Raw genomic sequence first — 20,357 nt, 5'->3', positions numbered from 1 at the left:
GTAGCACAGAGAATTGCGTTATTGAAGGTTGTTTTTTGTTATATAATGTTAGAAAATGCAAGAGTGTTCGCAATGACGCGGATGGCGCAGCGTAGGCAATAGTGAGATTCATGTCGGAGTTTGCAGGAAAGTCCGTCCTCGTGACGGGTGGCGCATCGGGTATCGGGGCCGCAATCGTGCGGACTTTTCACGAGGCGGGCGCCAAGGTGAGCATATTGGATCTCGATGCCGGCAGGGCCGCGGCGCTGGCGCAGCAATTGGGCGACAATGCCTTTTCCGGCGTGATCGACGTACGCAGCCGCGAGTCCGTGCAGGCCGCCTTTGATGCTGTGTTGGCCCAGGCTGGTGGGGTCGATATTGTCTGCGCGAATGCGGGTGTTTCGAGCATGCAGCGCTCGGTTGACCTGACCGATGCCGATTGGGATTTCAACATGGATGTCAACGCCAAGGGCATCTTCCTGACCAACCAGATTGCCTGCCGCTATTTCGTGGCCGAGGGGAAAGCGGGCATTATCGTCAATACCGCCTCGCTGGCCGGCAAGGTCGGCGCGCCGCTTTTGGCGCATTATTCGGCCAGCAAATTTGCCGTGCTTGGCTGGACGCAGGCTTTGGCGCGCGAGCTGGCGCCGCAGAATATCCGCATCAATGCGGTGTGCCCGGGCTTCGTGCGCACCGGCATGCAGGAGCGCGAAATCGTCTGGGAAGGCGAATTGCGCGGCATGACGCCCGAAGCGGTGCGGGCGGACTATGTTGCCCAGACCCCGATGGGGCGGATCGAAGAGCCCGAAGACGTGGCGGTGGTGGTCCGGTTTCTTGCCTCCGACGGGGCGCGTTTCATGACCGGGCAGGGCATTAATGTCACCGGCGGCGTGCGGATGGACTAGGGAAATGATGGCGACGATGGACAATGAGGCGGGGATAGTCTGGCATCCTAGAGCTAGCACACATGTGCGGCGGCTGATTGCCGAGGTCGGCCAGCGCAGTGGCGAATTTCCCGTCGCGCTCGCCAATCACCTGCCCATGGTGCTTGAGGCGATAACGCGGCTTGGCGCTAGTCCGGAGCGGCTTTCCGAATATGCCGCGCATTATATTGCCGCTCATGCCGTGCCGTTTCCGCCGCCCGCGATTGCGCCGTTGAGCGAGGCGAATTGGCGGGGGTATCTCGGCCATCGTGAGCGCGAAACTGATCTAAGGGATTTCTTTACCCAGCGGGTGAGCGAGCTGGGGGGCAGCGAGACCATTGCGCGCTATATGCCCGAACTCGCCGCTGGCGTCGCCGCCAGCGCCACGCACGGGCTGATGCGGCTGGCCTATGCCGTGCTGCGCCGCGACGAGGCCGAAATCGGCATTGCGCTGGGCTATTGGGCCGCCACTTATCTGGCCTTTCCCGCCGTGCCCAAACGCGTGCCTGACGTCACCGAGCCAGCTGAATTGGTGCTGGGCATGGTGGGCCAGCCGAGCTTTGCCAATGTCACGGTCACCTCCACGCTGTTGTGGAAATGGATCGAAGCGATGGGCGAGATTCCGGCGTTTCAGCAGCGGTTGGGGCGGCTGGTTCCGGCTGCGGATGTGCTGACCAAGGTGCGGTCGGCCTCGCTGGTGCTTTATGCCGGGACGATGAGTTTTGAGGCGCTGCATGCGGTCACCGGCAGCCATTGGCTGCGGCTGGTCAGCCCGCATGTGGTGGATGCGCCCGCGCTCGTCGTGCATTTTTGGGAGGTGGTGCTTTCGCTCTATCCCAAGATTGGCATGCCGCCGCTGCCTGATGCGCAATGGCTGGCCGAGCAACGCCAGTTGCCCACGCCGCCGGATAGCGTCATTGGTGCAGCGGCCGTGGCGTCCAATGACGAGCACGACCATAGCCTGGTCTTCTCGGCTCTCGAGGAATTCCGCTTTACCGGCGACCCGCTCTATCGCGTTCTGGCGGCGCGGCGCATGGGGTTGATCGACTAGCGGTAAACTTCCACCGCCGCTCGCCGGAAGCTTGGCCGGCCGCGCTTCCATCCTGCCAGGGCGGGGGCAATTTGGCGCACTGCCGAGACCGCATCGGGCGCATCGAATATCACCATGTCGGCTGGTGCGCCGATGGTCAGTCCATAGGTGCCGCCAAGCATTCTGGCCGCGTCGCTGGTGATCATCCGCACGACCTGATCCATGTCATCGCCCCGGGTCACCTGCGCGACATTGGCGTAGAAATTGGCCATGCGGATCAGCGAGGCATCGCCAAAGGGGGTGAAGGGATTAAGCACATTATTGGTCGCCAGCGATGTGACGACGCCGCGCCGGGCGAGCAGATGCGCCGGTGTCAGGCCCCGTGGCACCAGATGATCGCGATCCCGGCCCAGGAGGAACAAATCGGTCGCGGGGAGTACCGTTACGGCGATACCGGCCGCTGCCAGCGCATCGGCGATTGCGTCGCGTTGTTCGGCCGGAATTGCGGATAATTGCGTGACGTGGCCCAGGGATACCTTGCCCGCAAAGCCACGCTTGCGCGTTTCGGCTATCACCGCCGACAGGTTGCTGCGCTCGGGCGAGAGGTCGAAATCGATGTGAAAATCGACCCGCATGCCGTGCTGTTCGGCCAGATCGAAAATCAGCTCGATATGCCGCGCCGGATCGGGATCGGTGTAGGGGCAACCCCCGACCAGATCCGCACCCTCGCGGCAGGCCATGTCGAGCATGGCCAGCGTTTCCATCTCCTGCGTCAGGCCCTCCTGGGCGAAAGCGCAGATTTCGATATCGATCAGGTGGGCATAGTCGGCCTTGAGGCGACGCAGGGCGCGGAAGGATCGGGTGCCGGCGCGCGGATCGACCTCGACGAAGGTTCGCAGCCGTGTCGTGCCGTGGCCGATCGCCTGTTCGAGCACGACACGCGCCCGGGCGTAGACATCGTCTTCGGTGAACCCGGCTTTGGCAGCAGCGGTCAGCGCCACGGCCTCGGTTAGCGTGCCCTCGCAGATCGGGCAGCGGCCGAGAATGCCGGCTTTGTCGAGATGGATATGGGTTTCGACTAGTCCCGCCGACACATAGCGCCTGCCGGCCGACTCGCTTGGCCCCTCATGCGGCAGGCCCGGCGCCATGGCGGCGATCTTGCCGGCTGCGACGCCGATATCGAGCAGCGGCTGGCCCGGCGCGATATGGCAATCGCGTAGAACGAAATCGAAATTCATGCCGCCGCTTCCGCCTGAAAATATGGCTTCAGCCGCTCATAGAGGTCGCGATAGCGGGCATAGGAATGATCGTAGACGGCGTGATTGGCTGGGTTGGGCATGATCAGGTCGCCCATGCGGGACAGTGCCGACACTTCCGACCAGTCTTTTGCCAGCCCGCAGCCTATGGCCGCGACGAAAGCCGCGCCGAGTGCCGAGCCATAGTGATTGTCCAGCAATTGTACGGGCTCGCCCAGCACATCGGCCATGATCTGCATCCAGACGCGGCTATTGGTGCCACCATCCGAGGCCATGAAGCGGCGCGGCGCATGGCCGATATCGGCCAGTACATCGACATGATGGCGGAAGCCGAAGGCCACCGCCTCGAGCAGCGCCCGCCAGATATGGCCGCGCCCATGCGACAGGCTGAGGCCGACAAAACTGCCGCGCGCCAGCGGATCGTGGATCGGGGTCTTCTCGCCCAGGAAATAGGGCAGGCAGATCAGTCCATCGGAGCCGGCCGGGACGGCGGCGGCGAGGGTGTCGAGGTCTTTGTGCGGGCGTTCGCCTTCGGCGTTTTGGCCGATCAATCCGCCCAGCCAGTTCAGCGCCGAGCCGGACGAGGCCATGCAGCCATTGGGGGCCAGAAGGCCGGGCACGAGGTGATAGTCGAGATAGAGTCGGGCATCGGGCAGGGCGCGGTCGGTGGCCACGACGATATCGCCAGCACCGCCGAATTTGAGCAGCACATCGCCCGCCTGCGTGATCCCGGCGCCAAGGGCGGAAACGATGTGGTCCGCCGCGCCGCCGAATACGGGCAGGCCCATTGGCAATCCCGTCGCCTTGGCGGCCGCGGCCGAGACCGTCCCCATCTGCTCATTCGACACTGTTCGTGGCGGCACGGCGGAGCGCTCGATGCTCGCCAGAGCCACCAGATCGTCGGCGATCAGGCCGCTTGCCAGATCGGTGAAACCTGCCTCTAGCGCCCAGTTTTGTTCTACCGCGCGCACGCCGCTCAGCCGCCAGTTGATATAGTCGTAGGAGCCGAACACGGTGGCGATCCGGGTAAAGACTGCGGGCTCATGCCGGGCGATCCAGCGCAGTTTGGCGGCGACCAATTGCTGGTTGATGCCATTGCCGGTGCGCTGCAGGAACGCTGTTTCGCCGACCTGTTGGCGGAGCTCTTCAACCTCGGTTGAACAGCGGCCGTCGCTTTGCTGGATCGAGGGGCGCAGCAGATTGCCATCGGCATCGAGCAGGATCACTGCGGGCAACATGCCGGTGACGCAGATGCCGGCGATCTCATTGGCCGGCACCGTGCTGGTGACTTCGCGCAGTACTTCAATGGTATTGGTCCACCATTGTTCGGGGTCTTCCTCGGCCCAGCCGGCATGGGGCGACGACAGGGTCACCGGCCGGCTGGCGACGGCGAGCACTTCGCCGGGCAGGCGTGCGGCGATGGCCATGGTGGAGGTCGTGCCGATATCGAGGCCGATAACAATGCTGGGTGTGGTCATCGGCGGGATATCCTGAAGGGAGGGGATTGCATGGCGGTCAGAGGCCAATAGCCGTGCCGTCGCCGCGCGGATCATGCGCGCCGAGGAGGCCATGTTCGTTGATGGCGATCACGCCGGCCTGTCCGGCCAGGGGGCTCAGCGCGGGGAGGGGGCTCAGGCGATGGGCGCGGCGTGCGAGGTCGGCCATTACGGGGGCGCCTACGGCTTCTTCGAGTTTGAGATTGTCGCTGGTGTCGGAAAAGGTCTTGCCCAGCAGGAAGCGCGGCAGGGCCAGCGCCTGGGCGGGGTCGAGGCCGAAATCGATCAGCCCGCTTAGGACCACGGACAGTGTCTGCGGCTGGCCGTCGGCGCCTTGCGTGCCATAGAGCAGGGCGGGTTGGTTGTCTTTCAGCGCCATGCCGGGATTGAGCGTATAGAAGGGCCGCTTGCCGGGCGCGATCACGTTGGGATGCCCGGCTGTGGTAGAGAATGCCGCCCCGCGGTTCTGCCAGATGATGCCGGTGTCGCCGGCAACTACGCCGCTGCCCCAGTCGAAATAGGTGCTCTGGAGCACGCTGACACTGCCGCCTTGCGCGTCGGTCGCGCCGAAATAGACCGTGTCGGCGCTTTGGTAGGGCTCGGGCCAGTCCAGGGCGCAGTCGGGATCGATTGCGGCTGCTTTGTCAGCGAGAGTGCCGCCTGAAAGCCAATGGTCTACCGGTTGGGCGACAAAGTCTGGGTCGGCAATGCCCTTGCGGTCGAGGAAGGCCTGTTTCACGGCCTCGACCAGCAGATGGTAGTGGGCCGCGCTGCTCAGCTGCATTTCGGACAGATTGAAACGCTCGAGCACGCCCATGATCGCCAGCGTGGTCACGCCTTGCGTGGGCGGGGGCGGGGCTAGCAGCTCAAAGCCGCGGTAGTTGAGGCTGATCGGTGCGGCGATTTGGGTGCGTGTTGCTGCCAGATCGGCTGATGTCAGGGGGGAACCGGCCTCGGCCAGTCCCGCGGCAATTCGGGTGGCCAATGGCCCCTCGTAAAAGCCGGCAATGCCGTCGCGGGCCAGTTCGCGCAGGGTTGTGGCCAGTTGCGGCTGGGCGAAGCGTTCTCCCGCGCGGGGCATCCGGCCGGCCGGCGCGAAGATTGCGGCGAAGCCGGGCCAATTGGCATAGTCGCCGGCGCGGAAATTGAGCCAGAAGGCTTGTGATGGGCTGAGGGCGAAGCCGTTTTCGGCAAGGCTGATGGCGTCGGCCAATAGGTCGGGAAGTTGCCCTGAGCCGCCCCAATGTTCGGCCGAATAGTCCAGGGCGGTGCCCCAAGAGTGCACAGCGCAGGCGCTGGTCAGCGCGGCCAATGGGCCACGGGTGGGGATGGGTTGGCCGGCGAAACCGGGATAGTTTGTTGCGGCCGCGCCGATCCCCATCAGGCAGGTGCGGCGGCCGGAACGATCAGCGATGATCCAGACCGCGTCGCCGCCTAACCCGCAGAAGTGTGGGTAGACCACGCTGAGAACAGCGGCCATGGCGATCGCTGCGTCGATGGCTGTGCCACCGGCTGCGAGGACCCTGGCGCCGGCTTGACTGGCGAGGACATGCGGGCTGGTCACCATGCCCGTTTTGGAGCGGGCCAGGCCTCTCACCGGCCCACCAGTACGCCATGGGCGGCGACCACCAGGCCCGCCTTCATCACCATGCGGCGTGCTGGCCGCGTGGCGACTGCCTCGGCGGTTGATCCGGCTGAAATCAAGACGAGATCGGCGGGCTGCCCTTCGGCAATGCCATATTTTGTGACGCCAAGGGCGTGGGCGGCGTGATGGGTCGCCATGTCGAAGGTCAGGGCAATATCGGCATCGGCCAAGAGGCCCTGCCGGTAGCCGATCAGCATGGCGCGTTCCAGCATGTCGCCATTGCCATAGGGCGCCCAGGCGTCGCGGATATTGTCCGATCCGGCAAATATGGTGACGCCGGCTGCATGCAGGCGCTTGACCGGCGGCATGGGCACCGGGCCCGGGCCATTGGTCATGATCGCCACGCCCGCCTCGGCCAGAGCCTCGAGCGTTGGGCCGATGTCGAGCGGTTCGCCCAGGCAGAAGGCGTGGCTGACCGCGACGCGGCCGCCCAATCCGGCGGCTTTGGTTCGTGCGGCGATATCGGTCAGCTCGAACAGGCCCAGCAGGCCGCCATCGTGCAGGTGGATATCGATGCCGGCGTCGTGTTTTTCGGCCAGGCTAAACACCACGTCGAGATGGCCGCTGATATCGCCATCAATCCCGGCTGGATCGAGGCCGCCAATCAGGTTCGCGCCATTGCTCAGCGCTGCGTCGAGCAGGTCGGCCGTGCCGGGGTCGCGCACGATGCCGCTTTGCGGAAAGGCCACGATCTGCAGATCGATCAGTCTGGCATAGCGCTCGCGCAGGGCGAGCAATTGCTCGAGATGGGCGAGGCCGATTTCGGTGTCGATGTCGACATGGCTGCGCACCAGACCCGTGCCGAAGGGCACGATCTGTTCGATCAGTTTTGCGCCGCGTTCGAGCACAGGCAGCGTGACCGAGCGGCGCAGCTGCTTTTCGCGCTCGATCCGCTCGCCGACGCTATCGCCGGGCAGATGCGAGATGAAGGGCAGGCCCAGCAGCGTCTTGTCGAGATGGATATGTCCCTCGACAAAGGAGGGCGCCAGCAATAGCCCGGCGCCCGGCACCAATTCCGCTGTGTCCGCGGTTAGCGTGTTCGGCCCGGCAATTCTGGCGATGCGACCGCCGCTGACCAACACGTCGGCGCGATCGCCGCTGGGTAGCATCACATCGGAAAATAGCGTTGTGCTCATGAGGCGGCCGCGCTGGCTGGGGCGAAATGGACTTTGTCGTAGCGATCGAGGGCGCGGTAGTGCTCCTGGGCGTCGGCCAGGAACAGGCCGCGGGAAATTCCTGCGACGATCTTGGGCACGCCGGATTTGAGGCCGGTTATGCCATTGCAGACCGGGCCGAGGCTGGGGACGGCGCCGTGGTTGAACACGTGGATATTGCCCAGGATGGGCGCGGCGCCCGGCACTTTTTCGGTGAATTCGAAGGCTGGGCCGAGGAAGGGATAGGCCAGAAGGGCGGGGTCTTCTTCGCCGGGTGGGGCGGCGAAGCGATCCTTCCACAGTGCGATTTTGGTCACTAGCCCTGCCAGCTCGGGCCGCCGTGCCAGATCGATGGAATAGCCGGTGCCGAGCAGCAAATGATCGAAGCGGTAGCGCTCGCCACTATCGGCGGTGAGTGTGATGGCGTCGCCATCCAACTGCGCCGCGCCGGTGCTTGTGCCCAGCACGAGGCGGCAATTGGGGAAGCCCATGGCCAGCTCATACATGGCGATGGTTGGCGGCGTTTTGAACGACAGCAGCCGCCGCGCGAAGCGGTAGCGTTGCATATCATCGAGGTCGGAAAAGTGGTTGAGGAAGCCGGGGAAATTGGACCAGTCCAGCACTTCGGTCTGCGGCAGCGCCTGGCTTCGCGCCAGCACGGTAACGCTGCGCGCGCCGGCTTCCAGCGCCGTCACGGCCCAGTCAAAGCCTGAGGCGGCGGCACCGATTACGCCGACATCCTTGCCCGCCAGCGCCGCTGCATCGAAGGCCTCGCCGCTATGAGTCCAGCGCTCGCGCGGCAAGGCGCCGACAATGGCATCGGGGATGTGCAGGCCGCCCGATCCCTCCATGCCGGTTGCCAGCACGACCTTGCGGCAGGTCAGGGTTTCGGCTGCGCCATTGTGGTCAAGCCGCAGGGTGATCAGCCCATCGGGGCCCTCTTCGATGGCCAGCAGCCTTGTGTTATTGCTGACATCGAGCCCGATGACGCGGCGGAACCAGATGAGATAGGCCATCCAGTCCTGCCGGGCGATCATCTCTAGGCTGGTCCAACTCTGCGGGCCATGCACGGCCTCGTGCCAGGCGCGATAGGTGAGCGAGGGCAGGCCCAGATCGGGGCCGGTCAGCGTTTTGGGCGAGCGTAGCGTGCGCATGCGCGCCGTGGTGATCCACGGGCCTTCCTGCCCTTGCGCGGCCGCATCGAGCACCAGCACATTGCCGACGCCCTGCTGCTTGAGCCCAAAGCCGATCGCCAGCCCCGACAGGCCGGCGCCGATGATGACCACATCCCGCACCAACTCGCCCGAGGGCAGTTTGCGCGGCGGCACCCACTGGCGCAGCGGCTTTTCCACCAGCGCCAGGTCGCTGAGCGCGCGGGCTTCCAGCGCCGTCAAGGCTGGGGTGAGACCGGTCATGGCTAAGGGCCTCCTGGACTTGGGTGAGTGGTGCGAGCTTATACCGGAGGGCGCAGCTGTAAAGTGTTTGAATGTGTAATTTTTGAAATCTGGCGGGCGATTGTGATAGGGAATGTTGGATTTTTGGCCGACTTTTCGCGGCAAAATACGAGGGTTTCGCGCGCTTTTGCTGGCCTTCATGCCGGTCAAAATTCATCCGACCAATCGGTGGGCACTAAACAAAACTTCCCGTATAACCGGATAAAATGGCGTTATCTCCAGCGGGCAACACGCTTATCCAAGTCTTGGATCGTCTATTTTTTAGTCACTCTGACACTGCCTTGGGCATACATGTTGTAATAAGTTAGATTTTTGGAAGTTATGTGAAATTCTGTTTGACAGGTTAAAGGGTTTGGATAGGCTCGCCTCCCGTAATCAACCTCCTTGAAGGCAGGGTTCCGATGACCAAGGTTTTTCCCACTTCGCTTCTATGCCGTGCCAGCATTCTCGGTGTTGGGTTTGCGGCGCTCATGGCTTCGACCACGCTGGCGCAGGATAAGTCCCTGGCGGGGGTGACGCTGACGCTCGCCTCCCAGAATGACCAGTTCGGCGCGGTGCTGGCCAAGCTGGCGCCCAAGTTCAAGGAAGACACCGGCGCCGATCTGCGGGTCGAAATCCTCAGCTATGGCGAGCTGCTGACCAAGACGACCGCCGATTTCATCGGCGACACGAAGGGCTATGATCTGGTCACCATGGATATCGTGTGGGCCGGGCAATATGCCGAAAATGGCTATTCGGTCGATCTGACCGATTGGGTCAAGCGCGACGCCGCCGAGATGGACCTGGACGATATCTACCCGGTGCTGCTCGAAGCTTTGGGCCAATATGAAGGGCGCTATGTCGCCTTCCCCTTTGCGGGCTATGCCAACGTGCTGGCCTATCGCAAGGACCTGTTCGAGGCCGCGGGCCTAGCCGTGCCCACCACGACCGAAGATTTTGTGGCCGACGCCAAGGCGCTGACCGATCCGGCCAAGAACCAGTATGGTTTTGTCGCCAATGGGCAGATGGGGCCAGCCGTCGCGCAGGACTGGATGCAGTATAACAGCCAGCTTGGCGGCTCCATCATGGGCGCCGATGGCAAGCCGGCACTCAATTCGGCGGCAAACGTGCATAGCCTTGAGGTCTATAAGGAGCTGTTCGCCGATACTGCCCCTCCTGGCGCCATCGAATATGATTGGGGCGGGCGCGAGGAGAGCTTCCGCCAGGGCCTGGTGGCCATGATGCAGACCTGGTCGGTCGGCGCGCCTGGCTATAGCGACCCTGCCGTTTCCAATGTCGTGGGCAAGGTGGGCATTGCCACAGCGCCCGTCGCGGAAGGGCTTGAGCCCCGCTATGGCGTGGGCGGCTGGGGCATGGCGATCAATGCCGATATCACGCCCTCCCAGCAGGAAGCGGCCTGGACCTTCATCAAGTGGCTGACCAGCAAGACCATCCATAAGGAATTCAATATGGAAGGCGCCGGCTCGTTCATGCGCAAAAGCGAAATGACCGACCCGGACCTGCTGGCCAAGTTCGATTTCCTGCCCGTCATCGCCAAGACCTATGAAAACGGCAATGGCGAATACCGGCCGCGTATCCCGCAATATCCTGAATTGCAGGACCTGCTGGGGACTGCGGTGAACTCGGTGCTGGCTGGGGCGGCAGAGCCGCAGGCGGCGCTGGACGAAGCTCAGGCCAAGGCTGAAGAGCTGTTTTAGTCCCGATCCTCGGCTCCCCGCGTTGATCGCGGGGAGTTCTCGCGACGGCTCGTGGCCGCACCAAATGTGCCAGCAAGGCGGAATTTCTTATGAGCCAGTCCGGTGTGATCGACCAAGAGGATAGTGCCTTGCCGCAGAGCAAGCCTGCTCGCCGCCGATTGCCGTTTTCTGGCTCCTATACCGACAATCGCCGCCTGTTCCTGTTCTGCCTCGGTGCGCCCGCTGTGCTCTATGTGCTGGTGGTTGGGGTATGGCCGCTGGCGCAGGGCGTTTGGTACAGCTTTTTTGACTACAATCTGCTCAAGCCCAACCGCACAAAGTTCGTCGGGCTCGACAATTATTTCGATATCTTTGCCGATCGCTCGGCGCGCCAGGCCATTCTCAACACCTTCCAGTTCACCATTTTCAGCGTCGCCATTCAGCTGGTGCTGGGGTTCGGGCTGGCGCTGCTGCTGTGGCGGGACAGTCGTTTCAATCGGATATGCCTGGCTTTCCTGTTGATCCCGGCCACCATCACGCCGCTCGTGGTGGGCCTGATCTACAAGGCCTTGCTCGGCGCCGATTATGGGCTGATCGGCTATTTCCTGGCCAATGCGGGCATTGGTCCGCGCACCGGGTTGATGACCGATGGCAGCACGGCGCTGTGGACGCTGATCCTGATCGATTGCTGGGAATGGACGCCGCTGATGGCGCTGATCCTGCTGGCCGGCCTCAAATCGCTGCCATCCGACGTGCTTGAAGCGGGGCAGGCTGATGGCGCGACGAGCCTGCAACGGTTCACCATGCTGATCGTGCCGTTGATGCTGCCCTCGATCTTCCTCGCGCTGGTGCTGCGCACCATGGACGCTTTCCGGGTGTTCGACACGGTCTATGTGACGACTGGCGGCGGACCCAATGACGCGACCAACACGCTGATGCTGCTGGCAGTCAAGCAGGGGCTGCAATTCTTCAATGTCGGCTACGCCTCAGCTATCGGCAATGTGACGATCCTGTTCATTGCCATCATGGCGGGGGTGCTGATTTTCTGTGTGCGGCGCGCCGATGTGCGCATCAATGGGCGGTGAAGCGATGAGCAAGATTTCCCAGCGCCACATCATTGCCGAGCGCAGCGCCCTCATTGTCATCACCGTGCTGTTCCTGCTGCCGGTCGCCTGGCTGATCGCCACGGCCTATAAGCCCTCCAACCAGATTTTCAGCGTGCCGCCGCGGCTCGATTTCACCCCGACGCTGGATCAATTCCGCTCGGTCATGTCCTATTTCGATGTGGCTTCGCTCACCCGCTCCTCGCTGATCATCAGCCTCGGCGCGGCTTTTCTCTCGCTGCTGCTGGGCGTGCCGGCCGGTTATGCGCTGGCGCGTTCGCGCTCGCGACTGGCCAATGGCGTGGCCTATTTCTTCCTCGCCATCCGCATGGTGCCGGCCATTGCCGCGCTGATCCCGTTTTACCTGATGATGCGCGATGTGGGCCTGTTGGGTAGCTGGTGGGCCGTGATCATCATCAACACCATGCTCAATTGCGCCTTCGTCACCTGGATGATGTTCTCCTATTTCCGGGCCCTGCCCAAGGACATGGAAGAGGCGGCCATGACCGATGGCTGCACCCAATTCGGCGCCTTTTTCAAGGTTGCCGTGCCGGCGGCGCGCTCGGGCATCATCGCCTGCATCCTGTTCTGCGTCATGTTCTCCTGGAACGACTTTTTATACCCAATGTTCCTGACCAAGCTCGATTCCAAGCCGCTGTCGGTGGCGCTGCTCACCGCTTACGGCACCAAGGACATCACCTGGGGCACGCTGGGCGCGCTGGCGCATTTTTCCACCGTGCCCATCGTGCTCATGGCGCTGTTTCTCAATCGATATTTCGTTCAGGGGGCGACCAATGGCGTTCAATGAGCTGACAAAGCGGGGACTGCCGACATGGCCCAGATAGTATTCGAGCGGGTTTCCAAGACCTATGAAGGCGGCCATTCCGCCGTGAACGAGCTGGATCTGGAAATCGCCGATGGCGAGTTCATGGTGCTGGTCGGCCCCTCGGGCTGCGGCAAATCCACCGCGCTGCGTATGATTGCGGGGCTGGAGGACATTACCGGGGGCCGGTTGATCATCAATGGCGAAGTGGCCAATGAGCTGGCCCCGCGCGACCGTAACATCGCCATGGTGTTCCAGTCCTACGCGCTTTATCCGCATCTGACGGTCGCGGAAAACATCGCCTTCGGTCTCAAGGTGCGGCGTGTCCCGAGGGAAGCGATCGAGGCAAAGGTGCGCGAGACAGCGGCGCTGCTCGAGCTCACCGATTTTCTCAATCGCAAACCGGCCAAGCTATCGGGCGGTCAGCGCCAGCGCGTCGCCATGGGCCGCGCTTTGGTGCGCTCGCCCAATGCCTTTTTGATGGATGAGCCGCTGTCCAATCTCGATGCCCGGCTACGCGGGCAGATGCGGGCCGAAATTGCCAAGCTGCAACGCATGACGGCGGTGACCACGGTCTATGTCACCCATGATCAGGTAGAGGCCATGACCATGGGCCACCGCGTTGCGGTGATGAACAAGGGTCGGTTGCAACAGCTCGACACGCCCCGCCGGCTCTATGACAAGCCGGTCAATCTGTTTGTCGCGAGCTTCATCGGCTCGCCGCCCATCAACTTCCTCAAGGGTACATTGCGCAGCCTCGATGGTGAGCTGGCGGTGCAGACCGGTGCGTTCACCCTACCGGTCGCCGGCAGGGAAGGGATGAGCGTGGGGCAGGCCGTGGTCATCGGCATTCGCCCCGAGGCGTTGCGGCTGGTGCCGCAGATGGCGCCTACCGGTGGGCTCATGGCGCGGGCTGCTTTCGTCGAGGACTTGGGCGCCACGCTGCTGGCTCATCTCGATATTGCCGGTGCCGAAGTGGTGTCTCCCGGCGTGATCGAGCAGGAAGAGGACCTGCATGCCATCCGCCCCCGCCTGCGGGTCGTGCTGGATGGCGGGCTCAATATTATCAGCGGGGAAGCGCTGTCCTTCGCGGTTGATCCGGCTGCCATCCATGTGTTTGACGCCGCATCCGGCATGGCGCTTTGACATGAGCGACTTCTGGCCCGAGATCGCGCCAGCGCGCCGCAGCGCCATGGCGTTGCTGATCATCGATATGCAGGTCGATTTCTGCGCCCCCGGTGGCTGGGTCGATCAGCTGGGCGAAGATGTCAGCAATACGCGCGCCATGATTGCGCCGATTCAGCGCGTGCTTGCTGCCGCGCGCGCGGCTGGGATCACGGTCATCCATACGCGCGAAGGGCATAAGCCGGACTTGTCCGATCTGCCTGCCAACAAGCAATGGCGCACCCGCGTCCATGGCTTGGGCATTGGCGATATGGGTGCCGCTGGCCGTATTCTGGTGCGTGGGGAACCGGGCTGGCAGATCGTGCCGGAGCTGGCGCCGATCGTGGGCGAGTTGATCATCGACAAGCCCGGCAAGTCCTCGTTTTACGCCACGGACCTGGAAGAGCAGTTGCAGGCACGCGGCATAGACCGGCTGGTCATTGTCGGCGTCACCTCCGATTGCTGCGTGCAATCGACGTTCCGCGATGGCTTCGAGCGGGGGCTGGAATGCGTGGTGCTGGAAGATTGCACCGCGGCTGTCGAGACCGCCAACCACGCCGCCGCCATGGATATTCTCAAAGCCTACGGCGGTCGCTGGGGCGGCGTCTCCAATACGGCCGGCTTCACCGCCATGCTCGAGCACGCTGATGCCTGACACGTTTCCAACTATTGCCGCTAATCCCTATGCCTGGCCCTTTGATGGCCAATGGAATGCCGCTGACACCGCACTCCTCCTCCTGGGCTTTCACGAGAGCACTGTCCGTAACGTTGGTGCCCAAAGTGAGCTTGCCGTCGCGATGGGGCTTGCCGATCTGGCCCACAGTCTCGGCATTGCCGTGGTGGTGTCGCAGCGGGGTGCGGAGGCGCTGGTTTCAGACCTTGCTCTGTATCGGTCGAAAGCTGTGCAGCATCGGGGGGACAATGCGTTTTTTGGCACCCAGCTCGAAGCCGATCTGCGCCAGCGCGGCATCCGCAATCTGCTGATCGCGGGTCTGCCGACTGATGGCTTGGTCCACGCCACCCAGCGCAACGCCAATGATATGGGCTTTGAATGCCTGCTGGTTGCCGATGCCAGCAAGGCCACCAGCCCGGCCCGCCACACCGCGCAATTGCGTATGACTACTTTCGGCAACGGGCTGTTCGGCGCGGTAGCCGACAGCGCCGCCATCCATGCCGCGCTGGCTCCTCAGGGGAATTTACACCATGCTTGAGACCAATTGGTCCGCCACTACGGGTAGCCTAGACCTCACCACGCTCAGCGCCGGCTATGCCAGTGGGGCGCTGACGCCGACCCGGGTTATAGCAGTCATTTATGACCGTATCGCCGCGCGTAGCGAGGATCATGTGTGGATCCATCTGGTCGACCGCGCCGACGCCTTGGCCGCCGCAGCGGCGCTGGAGAGCGCGGGCTATGACGGTCGCCCGCTCTGGGGCATTCCGTTTTCTGTCAAGGATTGCAATGACATAGTGGGGCTGCCCACCACCAATGCCCTGCCGGAAGGTGCCTATATTGCGCAGACTAGCGGGCAGGCCATTACGCGGCTGTTCGACGCCGGCGCCATCCTGATCGGCAAGACCAATATGGATCAGTTCGGCATTGGTCTGGTTGGCATGCGTACGCCCTATGGCGCCTGTTCCTCGGTATTCGACGAGGACTTCATTTCCGGCGGTTCCAGCTCCGGCTCGGCCGTTTCTGTCGCGGCGGGGCTGTCGAGTTTTTCCATCGCCAATGACGCCGCCGGGTCGGGCAGGGTGCCCGCAGGCTTTAATAATATCGTGGGCATCAAGCCGACCCCGGGCCTGGTCAGTAATGCCTGTGTCTCGGGCGGCGGGTGCGTCAAGACCATCGAGACCCTGGCGGTGTTCGCGCTGACCGTGGAAGACGGCATGGACGTGCTGCGCCTCATCGCGGGCTACGATCCATCCTATCCATTCTCCAAGCCCGAAGCCGATCTGGTGCCGCTGGTGCCGGCCGCCCCAGCGCCGCATTTCCGCTTTGGTATTCCCAAGGGCGAAGCCTTGAGGTTCTTTGGCGATAGCGAAGCCGAACGGCTTTTTGCCGAGGCGGTCAAACGCCTGAAAACGCTGGGTGGCGAGGCGGTGGAGATTGATTTCGCTCCGTTTGAGGAAACCCAGCGTATCCTTTATGAAGGTCCCTGGATTTCCGAGCGGGCGCTGAGCCTCGACGCGGTGCTGGAACGCCATCGCGACGCCATCCATTCGGTCACGCGGCAGATATTGTCCAATTCCGGCAAGTTCACTGCGCTCGATACGTTTGGCGCGATACATCGCATTGCAGAACTGAAATGCGCTACTCGCCCGATCTGGGATGATATTGCCGTGCTGATGGTGCCGACCACGCCCACCATTTATCGCAAGTCCGAGATTGAAGCCGACCCGATCGCGCTGAATGCCAGGCTGGGCATTTACACCAATTTCGTCAACCTGATGGGGTTGTGCGGCATTGCCGTGCCCAATGGTTTTCGCGCCGATGGCCTGCCGCTGGGTGTGACCTTCCTGGCGCCCGGCTTTGCCGAGGCAAAGGCTGCGGGTGTCGCTGCCGCGTTCCACCGTGCCACCGGCCTGCCGCTTGGTATGTTCGCTAATCCCTATCCGGCACCGAGCGAACCTGAGCTTGGTGCGGATTATCGCGAAATCGCCGTGGTGGGCGCCCATCTTTCCGGCATGCCGCTCAATCATGAATTGCTGGAGCGTGGCGCCATTTTTCGCCGTGCCGCGACGACCAGCGACAAATACCAGCTCTTCGCGCTGGGCACGACGCCGCCAAAACCGGGTCTGGTCCGAACAGCATCCGGCGGCAGCAAGATCGCGGTCGAGGTGTGGGCCTTGCCGCTTGCCGGTTTTGGCGATTTTGTATCCCGTATTCCGGCGCCGCTGGGCGTTGGCAAACTGGAACTGGAGGATGGCAGCCAGATCACCGGCTTCCTCTGCGAAGCGGCCGCTACCATTGGGCAGCCCGACATCAGCGGTTTTGGCGGGTGGGCGGCCTATTGCCACGCCACCAGGCCAGGCTGCTGGCTAACGCTTGCAACAAACTGCTTGCAACGAACCGTACCGTACGGTACGCCTCTCGTCGAAATCGGCTGAACCATCGGCCGCATCGCGTGAGGACTGACCCGTGCCGCTGACCATCAAGGTCAATGAAGAGACATTCACCCCCCGCCAGCAGGCTGTGCTGACGGCGGCGCTGGATTTGCTCGTGGAAAACGGGGACGGGCTGACCATGACCGCGGTGGCGCGGCGCGCCTCGTGCTCCAAGGAAACGCTCTATAAGTGGTTCGGCGATCGCGATGGCCTGCTGACCGCCACAGTGCAGTGGCAGGCGGCCAAGGTGCGCATGCCGCAGGTCGATCGCTCCCATCTCAGCGCCAAGGCGCTGCGGCTGAGCATGGAACAGTTCGCGCGCGATCTGCTTACCGTCATCATCGGCGATGTCTCGGTAACGCTCAACCGCACCGCCATCACCCATGCCGCCCAGGAAAAGGACCGGTTGGGGCTGATCGTGCTCGAAAACGGGCCGATGGGCATTCGCCGGCGGCTCAAGCCCATTCTCGAGGCCGGCAAGGACGCCCGCCTGCTGCGCTTTGCCAATAGCGAAGACGCGTATCGCACGTTTTTCGGCCTTGTCGTCCGCGATGTGCAGATCCGTCTGCTGCTGGGCGACAGCACGCTGACCCAATCTAATATCGAGGCCAATATCGAAGCCGATGTTAAGGCCGCGACTGACCAATTCTTCACCCTGTATGGGGTGGAGGCAACGCATAACAGGGAGTGATCCAATGCGCGTCTATTACGATCGGGATGCCGATCTGAACATCATCAAATCGCGGAAAGTGGCGATTGTCGGTTACGGTTCGCAGGGCCATGCCCATGTGCTGAACCTGCGCGACTCGGGCGTCACCGACGTCGTTGTCGCGCTGCGCCCAGGCTCCCCGTCGGCCAAGAAGGCCGAGGGCGAAGGCCTCAAGGTGATGAGCGTTGCCGACGCGTCCAAGTGGGCCGATGTCATCATGATGCTGACCCCCGATGAGCTGCAGGCTGACATCTACAAGCAGCATATCGAGCCCAATATCCGTGACGGCGCGGCGCTGGCTTTCGCGCATGGCCTGAACGTGCATTTCAACCTGATCGAGCCCAAGTCGACCGTCGACGTGATCATGATCGCGCCCAAGGGCCCGGGCCATACCGTGCGTGGCGAATACCAGAAGGGTGGCGGCGTGCCTTGCCTGATCGCCGTGCATCAGGACGCGTCGGGTAATGCCCATGATATCGCGCTGGCCTATGCATCGGGCGTTGGCGGCGGCCGTTCGGGCGTCATCGAAACCAATTTCCGCGAAGAATGCGAAACCGATCTGTTCGGTGAGCAGGCTGTGCTGTGCGGCGGTCTGGTCGAGCTGATCCGTGCTGGTTTCGAAACCCTGGTCGAAGCCGGTTACGCACCGGAAATGGCCTATTTCGAGTGCCTGCACGAAGTGAAGCTGATCGTCGACCTGATCTACCAGGGCGGCATCGCCAACATGAACTACTCGATCTCGAATACGGCCGAGTGGGGCGAATACGTCACTGGCCCACGCATCATCACCTCGGAAACCAAGGCCGAGATGAAGCGCGTGCTCAATGACATTCAGTCGGGCAAGTTCACCTCCGACTGGATGCAGGAAATCAAGGCTGGCGGTTCGCGCTTCAAGGCGACCCGCCGCCTCGCCGACGAACACCAGATCGAAGAAGTCGGCAGCAAGCTGCGCGACATGATGCCCTGGATCAAGGCCGGCGCCCTGGTCGACAAGGCCAAGAACTAAGCGACAAAGCGGCCGGGGCGACCCGGCCGTTTTTTCTTTCTGCCATGCAGATCGTTCCCGTTTCGCAAATCGATATTCATCTGGTGCCCGGCGCCTGGCCGCTGCCACCCGCTATGCGCGCCGAGGTGCCGGCCTTTTGGCAATCGGCCCTCGACGCCAATCCGCATCTATGGGATGGGCGCATTCTTGGGCTGACGGCGCCAGGCGGCGGGCCGGTCGCGATCCGCGATGGCAAATTGCAGGCAGAGGCGCTTGAGGATGCCTATTCGGCGTTCATGCTTTGGCGCAGCCAGGGCTTTCCCGATATCGGGCTCTGCCACACCTTCGGCTGGGCATTGATCGTGAGCAGCGATAATGCGCTCATTTATGGGGTAATGGGCGGGCAAACTGCCAATGCCGGCCGGATTTATCCGCCGGGCGGCGCGCTTGAGCCGCGCGATGTGCTGCCTGACGGACGCGTCAACGTGCTGCGCTCCATCGAACTTGAGCTGTCCGAGGAAACCGGACTGGCGGCACAGGATGCTGCAGCCGGCATGAGCGTTGCCGTGCTCGACGGGCCGAGGTTGTCGATCGGCCGGGTGTTTCGCTTCGCCGAACCGGCAGCGGATCTGATGGCAAGGATACGTGCAAATCTGAGCGTCCAGGAGCATCGCGAATTGGCCGATGTCATTGCCATCCGTTCGCCTGATGAGGCCGAACGGGCAGGGGCAGTGCCTTATGCGATTGCGGTAGCGCGAGCCTTCGCCGCCGGCCACATAGTTTAGTAGCGAGTCCGCTACTTCTTTGATTCCGCAAACTCGGCTAAAACCAGCCCTGGCTTGGCGAAATGTCGAGTCGGGAGGGCGCGATGAGTTTGCCAGAATTTCCCGTCGAGGGTGGCTGCGTGTGCGGCGCGGTGCGCTATCGGCTCAAGGCGTCGCCGTTGGCGGTTTACAATTGCCATTGCAAGGATTGCCAGCGCAGTACCGGCGGGGCTTTTCAGATGACAATGCCGGTGCGGCGCGGCGATATCGAACTGATCGCCGGAAAGCTCGCGGCCTATGTCGTCACCGCCGACAGCGGTCGCCAGATCGCGCAGATGTCCTGCCCCACCTGCCATACGCGCATCTGGAATGAGCCGCAGGCGGCCATTGAGCTGATCATGGTGCGCGCCGGCACGCTGGACGACATGACCTGGGCAGTGCCGGTCGGCAATGTCTGGGCCGATCGCAAGCAGCCCTGGGTCACCATCGACCCAGCCTTGGTCAATTTCGCCGGCCAGGCCCCCAGCCGCGAACCCCTTTACGCGGCCTGGTCCGCATTGACTGCAAAGAGCCGCTGACATGAGCACTGCCGACGATATCGCGCTGGTCAAGAAGCAGGAAGCCGAACTGGTGCCGCCGGTATTCGACGAGGCCGTGGCCTACGAGATTGGCTCTGCTATTCGAGCCCGTGCGCTGGCCCAAAATCTTAGCCTCGTGGTCGACATCCGCACCTGGGACCGGCAATTGTTCTTCACGGCTACGGCGGGCACCAGTTTTGACAATGCCGAATGGGTGCGGCGGAAGATCAATTCGGTGCGCCGTTTCCAGCGCGCCAGCTACCGGCTGGTGCTGGAGCGGGGCGAGGCACCGTTCCCGCCGCAATCCGGCGCCGACCCGGCTGATTATGTCATTGCCGGCGGTGGTTTTCCGATCCGCGTGACGGGTGCGGGCATTGTTGGGGCGCTCACCATTTCGGGCCTGCCGGGGCGGGACGATCATGGCGTGGCGGTCGATGCGCTGTGCGATCATCTGCGGCTCGACAAGAAAAGCTTCGCTCTGCCCAAGCAATAGGGCGATTTCGGCGCGGATAC

19 protein-coding genes are annotated in these 20,357 nt (G+C 63.0%); 14 read left to right on the top strand and 5 right to left on the bottom strand.

The genetic code is table 11. From position 1 onward, the window contains the following. The first annotated feature begins 110 nt into the window (after positions 1-110). Both ACI3KW_RS04950 and ACI3KW_RS04945 read left to right on the top strand, forming a co-directional pair. Positions 111-884, top strand: a complete 774-nt coding sequence (locus tag ACI3KW_RS04950; RefSeq protein ID WP_404847168.1) for an SDR family NAD(P)-dependent oxidoreductase — start codon at positions 111-113, stop codon at positions 882-884. A 4-nt stretch (positions 885-888) separates the two neighbouring features. Next, a complete protein-coding gene (locus tag ACI3KW_RS04945; RefSeq protein WP_404847167.1) occupies positions 889-1,953 on the top strand; it encodes a questin oxidase family protein in 1,065 nt (354 codons plus the stop codon). Here ACI3KW_RS04945 and ACI3KW_RS04940 read toward each other — a convergent pair. Genes ACI3KW_RS04940 through ACI3KW_RS04920 form a run of 5 tightly spaced genes read right to left on the bottom strand, consistent with a single transcriptional unit; the run spans position 1,950 to position 8,898 of the window. After that, positions 1,950-3,170 (bottom strand): amidohydrolase family protein, encoded by a 1,221-nt coding sequence (locus ACI3KW_RS04940; RefSeq protein WP_404847166.1) that lies wholly within the window; start codon positions 3,168-3,170, stop codon positions 1,950-1,952. The genes ACI3KW_RS04945 and ACI3KW_RS04940 overlap by 4 nt on opposite strands. Next, positions 3,167-4,666 (bottom strand): FGGY-family carbohydrate kinase, encoded by a 1,500-nt coding sequence (locus ACI3KW_RS04935; protein ID WP_404847165.1) that lies wholly within the window; start codon positions 4,664-4,666, stop codon positions 3,167-3,169. The genes ACI3KW_RS04940 and ACI3KW_RS04935 overlap by 4 nt, the downstream gene beginning before the upstream one ends. A 37-nt stretch (positions 4,667-4,703) precedes the next feature. Further along, positions 4,704-6,251, bottom strand: coding sequence for a gamma-glutamyltransferase family protein (locus tag ACI3KW_RS04930; protein ID WP_404847300.1), 1,548 nt, complete (start codon positions 6,249-6,251; stop codon positions 4,704-4,706). 26 nt (positions 6,252-6,277) lie between these two features. Continuing rightward, positions 6,278-7,465 (bottom strand): amidohydrolase family protein, encoded by a 1,188-nt coding sequence (locus ACI3KW_RS04925; protein ID WP_404847164.1) that lies wholly within the window; start codon positions 7,463-7,465, stop codon positions 6,278-6,280. Next, entirely contained in the window at positions 7,462-8,898 is a 1,437-nt protein-coding gene (locus ACI3KW_RS04920) for an NAD(P)-binding domain-containing protein (protein WP_404847163.1), read from the bottom strand. The genes ACI3KW_RS04925 and ACI3KW_RS04920 overlap by 4 nt, the downstream gene beginning before the upstream one ends. A gap of 440 nt (positions 8,899-9,338) precedes the next feature. On the opposite strand from ACI3KW_RS04920, the gene ACI3KW_RS04915 reads away from it, so the two are divergent. The 12 genes from ACI3KW_RS04915 (at position 9,339) to ACI3KW_RS04860 (ending at position 20,337) form a co-directional block, all read left to right on the top strand. Further along, on the top strand, positions 9,339-10,634 hold the full coding sequence (locus tag ACI3KW_RS04915) for an ABC transporter substrate-binding protein (RefSeq protein WP_404847162.1): 1,296 nt from the start codon (positions 9,339-9,341) through the stop codon (positions 10,632-10,634). Between the two features lie 89 nt (positions 10,635-10,723). Next, the gene (locus ACI3KW_RS04910) at positions 10,724-11,698 is read left to right on the top strand and encodes a carbohydrate ABC transporter permease (RefSeq protein WP_404847161.1); all 975 of its coding nucleotides are present in this window, start codon (positions 10,724-10,726) and stop codon (positions 11,696-11,698) included. 4 nt (positions 11,699-11,702) lie between these two features. After that, positions 11,703-12,524, top strand: a complete 822-nt coding sequence (locus tag ACI3KW_RS04905; RefSeq protein WP_113123857.1) for a carbohydrate ABC transporter permease — start codon at positions 11,703-11,705, stop codon at positions 12,522-12,524. A 24-nt stretch (positions 12,525-12,548) separates the two neighbouring features. After that, positions 12,549-13,685, top strand: a complete 1,137-nt coding sequence (locus ACI3KW_RS04900) for an ABC transporter ATP-binding protein (RefSeq protein ID WP_404847160.1) — start codon at positions 12,549-12,551, stop codon at positions 13,683-13,685. Position 13,686: 1 nt separating this feature from the next. Continuing rightward, a complete protein-coding gene (locus tag ACI3KW_RS04895) occupies positions 13,687-14,358 on the top strand; it encodes a cysteine hydrolase family protein (RefSeq protein ID WP_404847159.1) in 672 nt (223 codons plus the stop codon). Next, entirely contained in the window at positions 14,351-14,914 is a 564-nt protein-coding gene (locus tag ACI3KW_RS04890; RefSeq protein ID WP_404847158.1) for a cysteine hydrolase family protein, read from the top strand. Before ACI3KW_RS04895 ends, ACI3KW_RS04890 begins: the two co-directional genes overlap by 8 nt. Then, entirely contained in the window at positions 14,907-16,811 is a 1,905-nt protein-coding gene (gene atzF, locus ACI3KW_RS04885) for an allophanate hydrolase (RefSeq protein ID WP_404847157.1), read from the top strand. Before ACI3KW_RS04890 ends, atzF begins: the two co-directional genes overlap by 8 nt. A 31-nt stretch (positions 16,812-16,842) precedes the next feature. Then, on the top strand, positions 16,843-17,499 hold the full coding sequence (locus ACI3KW_RS04880; protein WP_113123814.1) for a TetR/AcrR family transcriptional regulator: 657 nt from the start codon (positions 16,843-16,845) through the stop codon (positions 17,497-17,499). 4 nt (positions 17,500-17,503) lie between these two features. Continuing rightward, positions 17,504-18,523, top strand: a complete 1,020-nt coding sequence (ilvC, locus tag ACI3KW_RS04875; protein ID WP_113123813.1) for a ketol-acid reductoisomerase — start codon at positions 17,504-17,506, stop codon at positions 18,521-18,523. A 44-nt stretch (positions 18,524-18,567) separates the two neighbouring features. After that, positions 18,568-19,287, top strand: a complete 720-nt coding sequence (locus ACI3KW_RS04870) for an NUDIX hydrolase (RefSeq protein ID WP_404847156.1) — start codon at positions 18,568-18,570, stop codon at positions 19,285-19,287. An 83-nt stretch (positions 19,288-19,370) separates the two neighbouring features. Then, a complete protein-coding gene (locus ACI3KW_RS04865; protein ID WP_404847155.1) occupies positions 19,371-19,844 on the top strand; it encodes a GFA family protein in 474 nt (157 codons plus the stop codon). A gap of 1 nt (position 19,845) precedes the next feature. Then, complete coding sequence (locus ACI3KW_RS04860) at positions 19,846-20,337, top strand: heme-degrading domain-containing protein (protein WP_404847154.1); 492 nt, start codon at positions 19,846-19,848, stop codon at positions 20,335-20,337. The last annotated feature ends 20 nt before the right edge of the window (positions 20,338-20,357 follow it).

The sequence above is a fragment of the Devosia sp. ZW T5_3 genome (genome assembly GCF_044987315.1).
Taxonomy (GTDB): domain Bacteria; phylum Pseudomonadota; class Alphaproteobacteria; order Rhizobiales; family Devosiaceae; genus Devosia.
The sequence above is the reverse complement of the archived record's forward strand: the minus strand, read 5'-3'. Positions and strand labels throughout refer to the sequence as shown.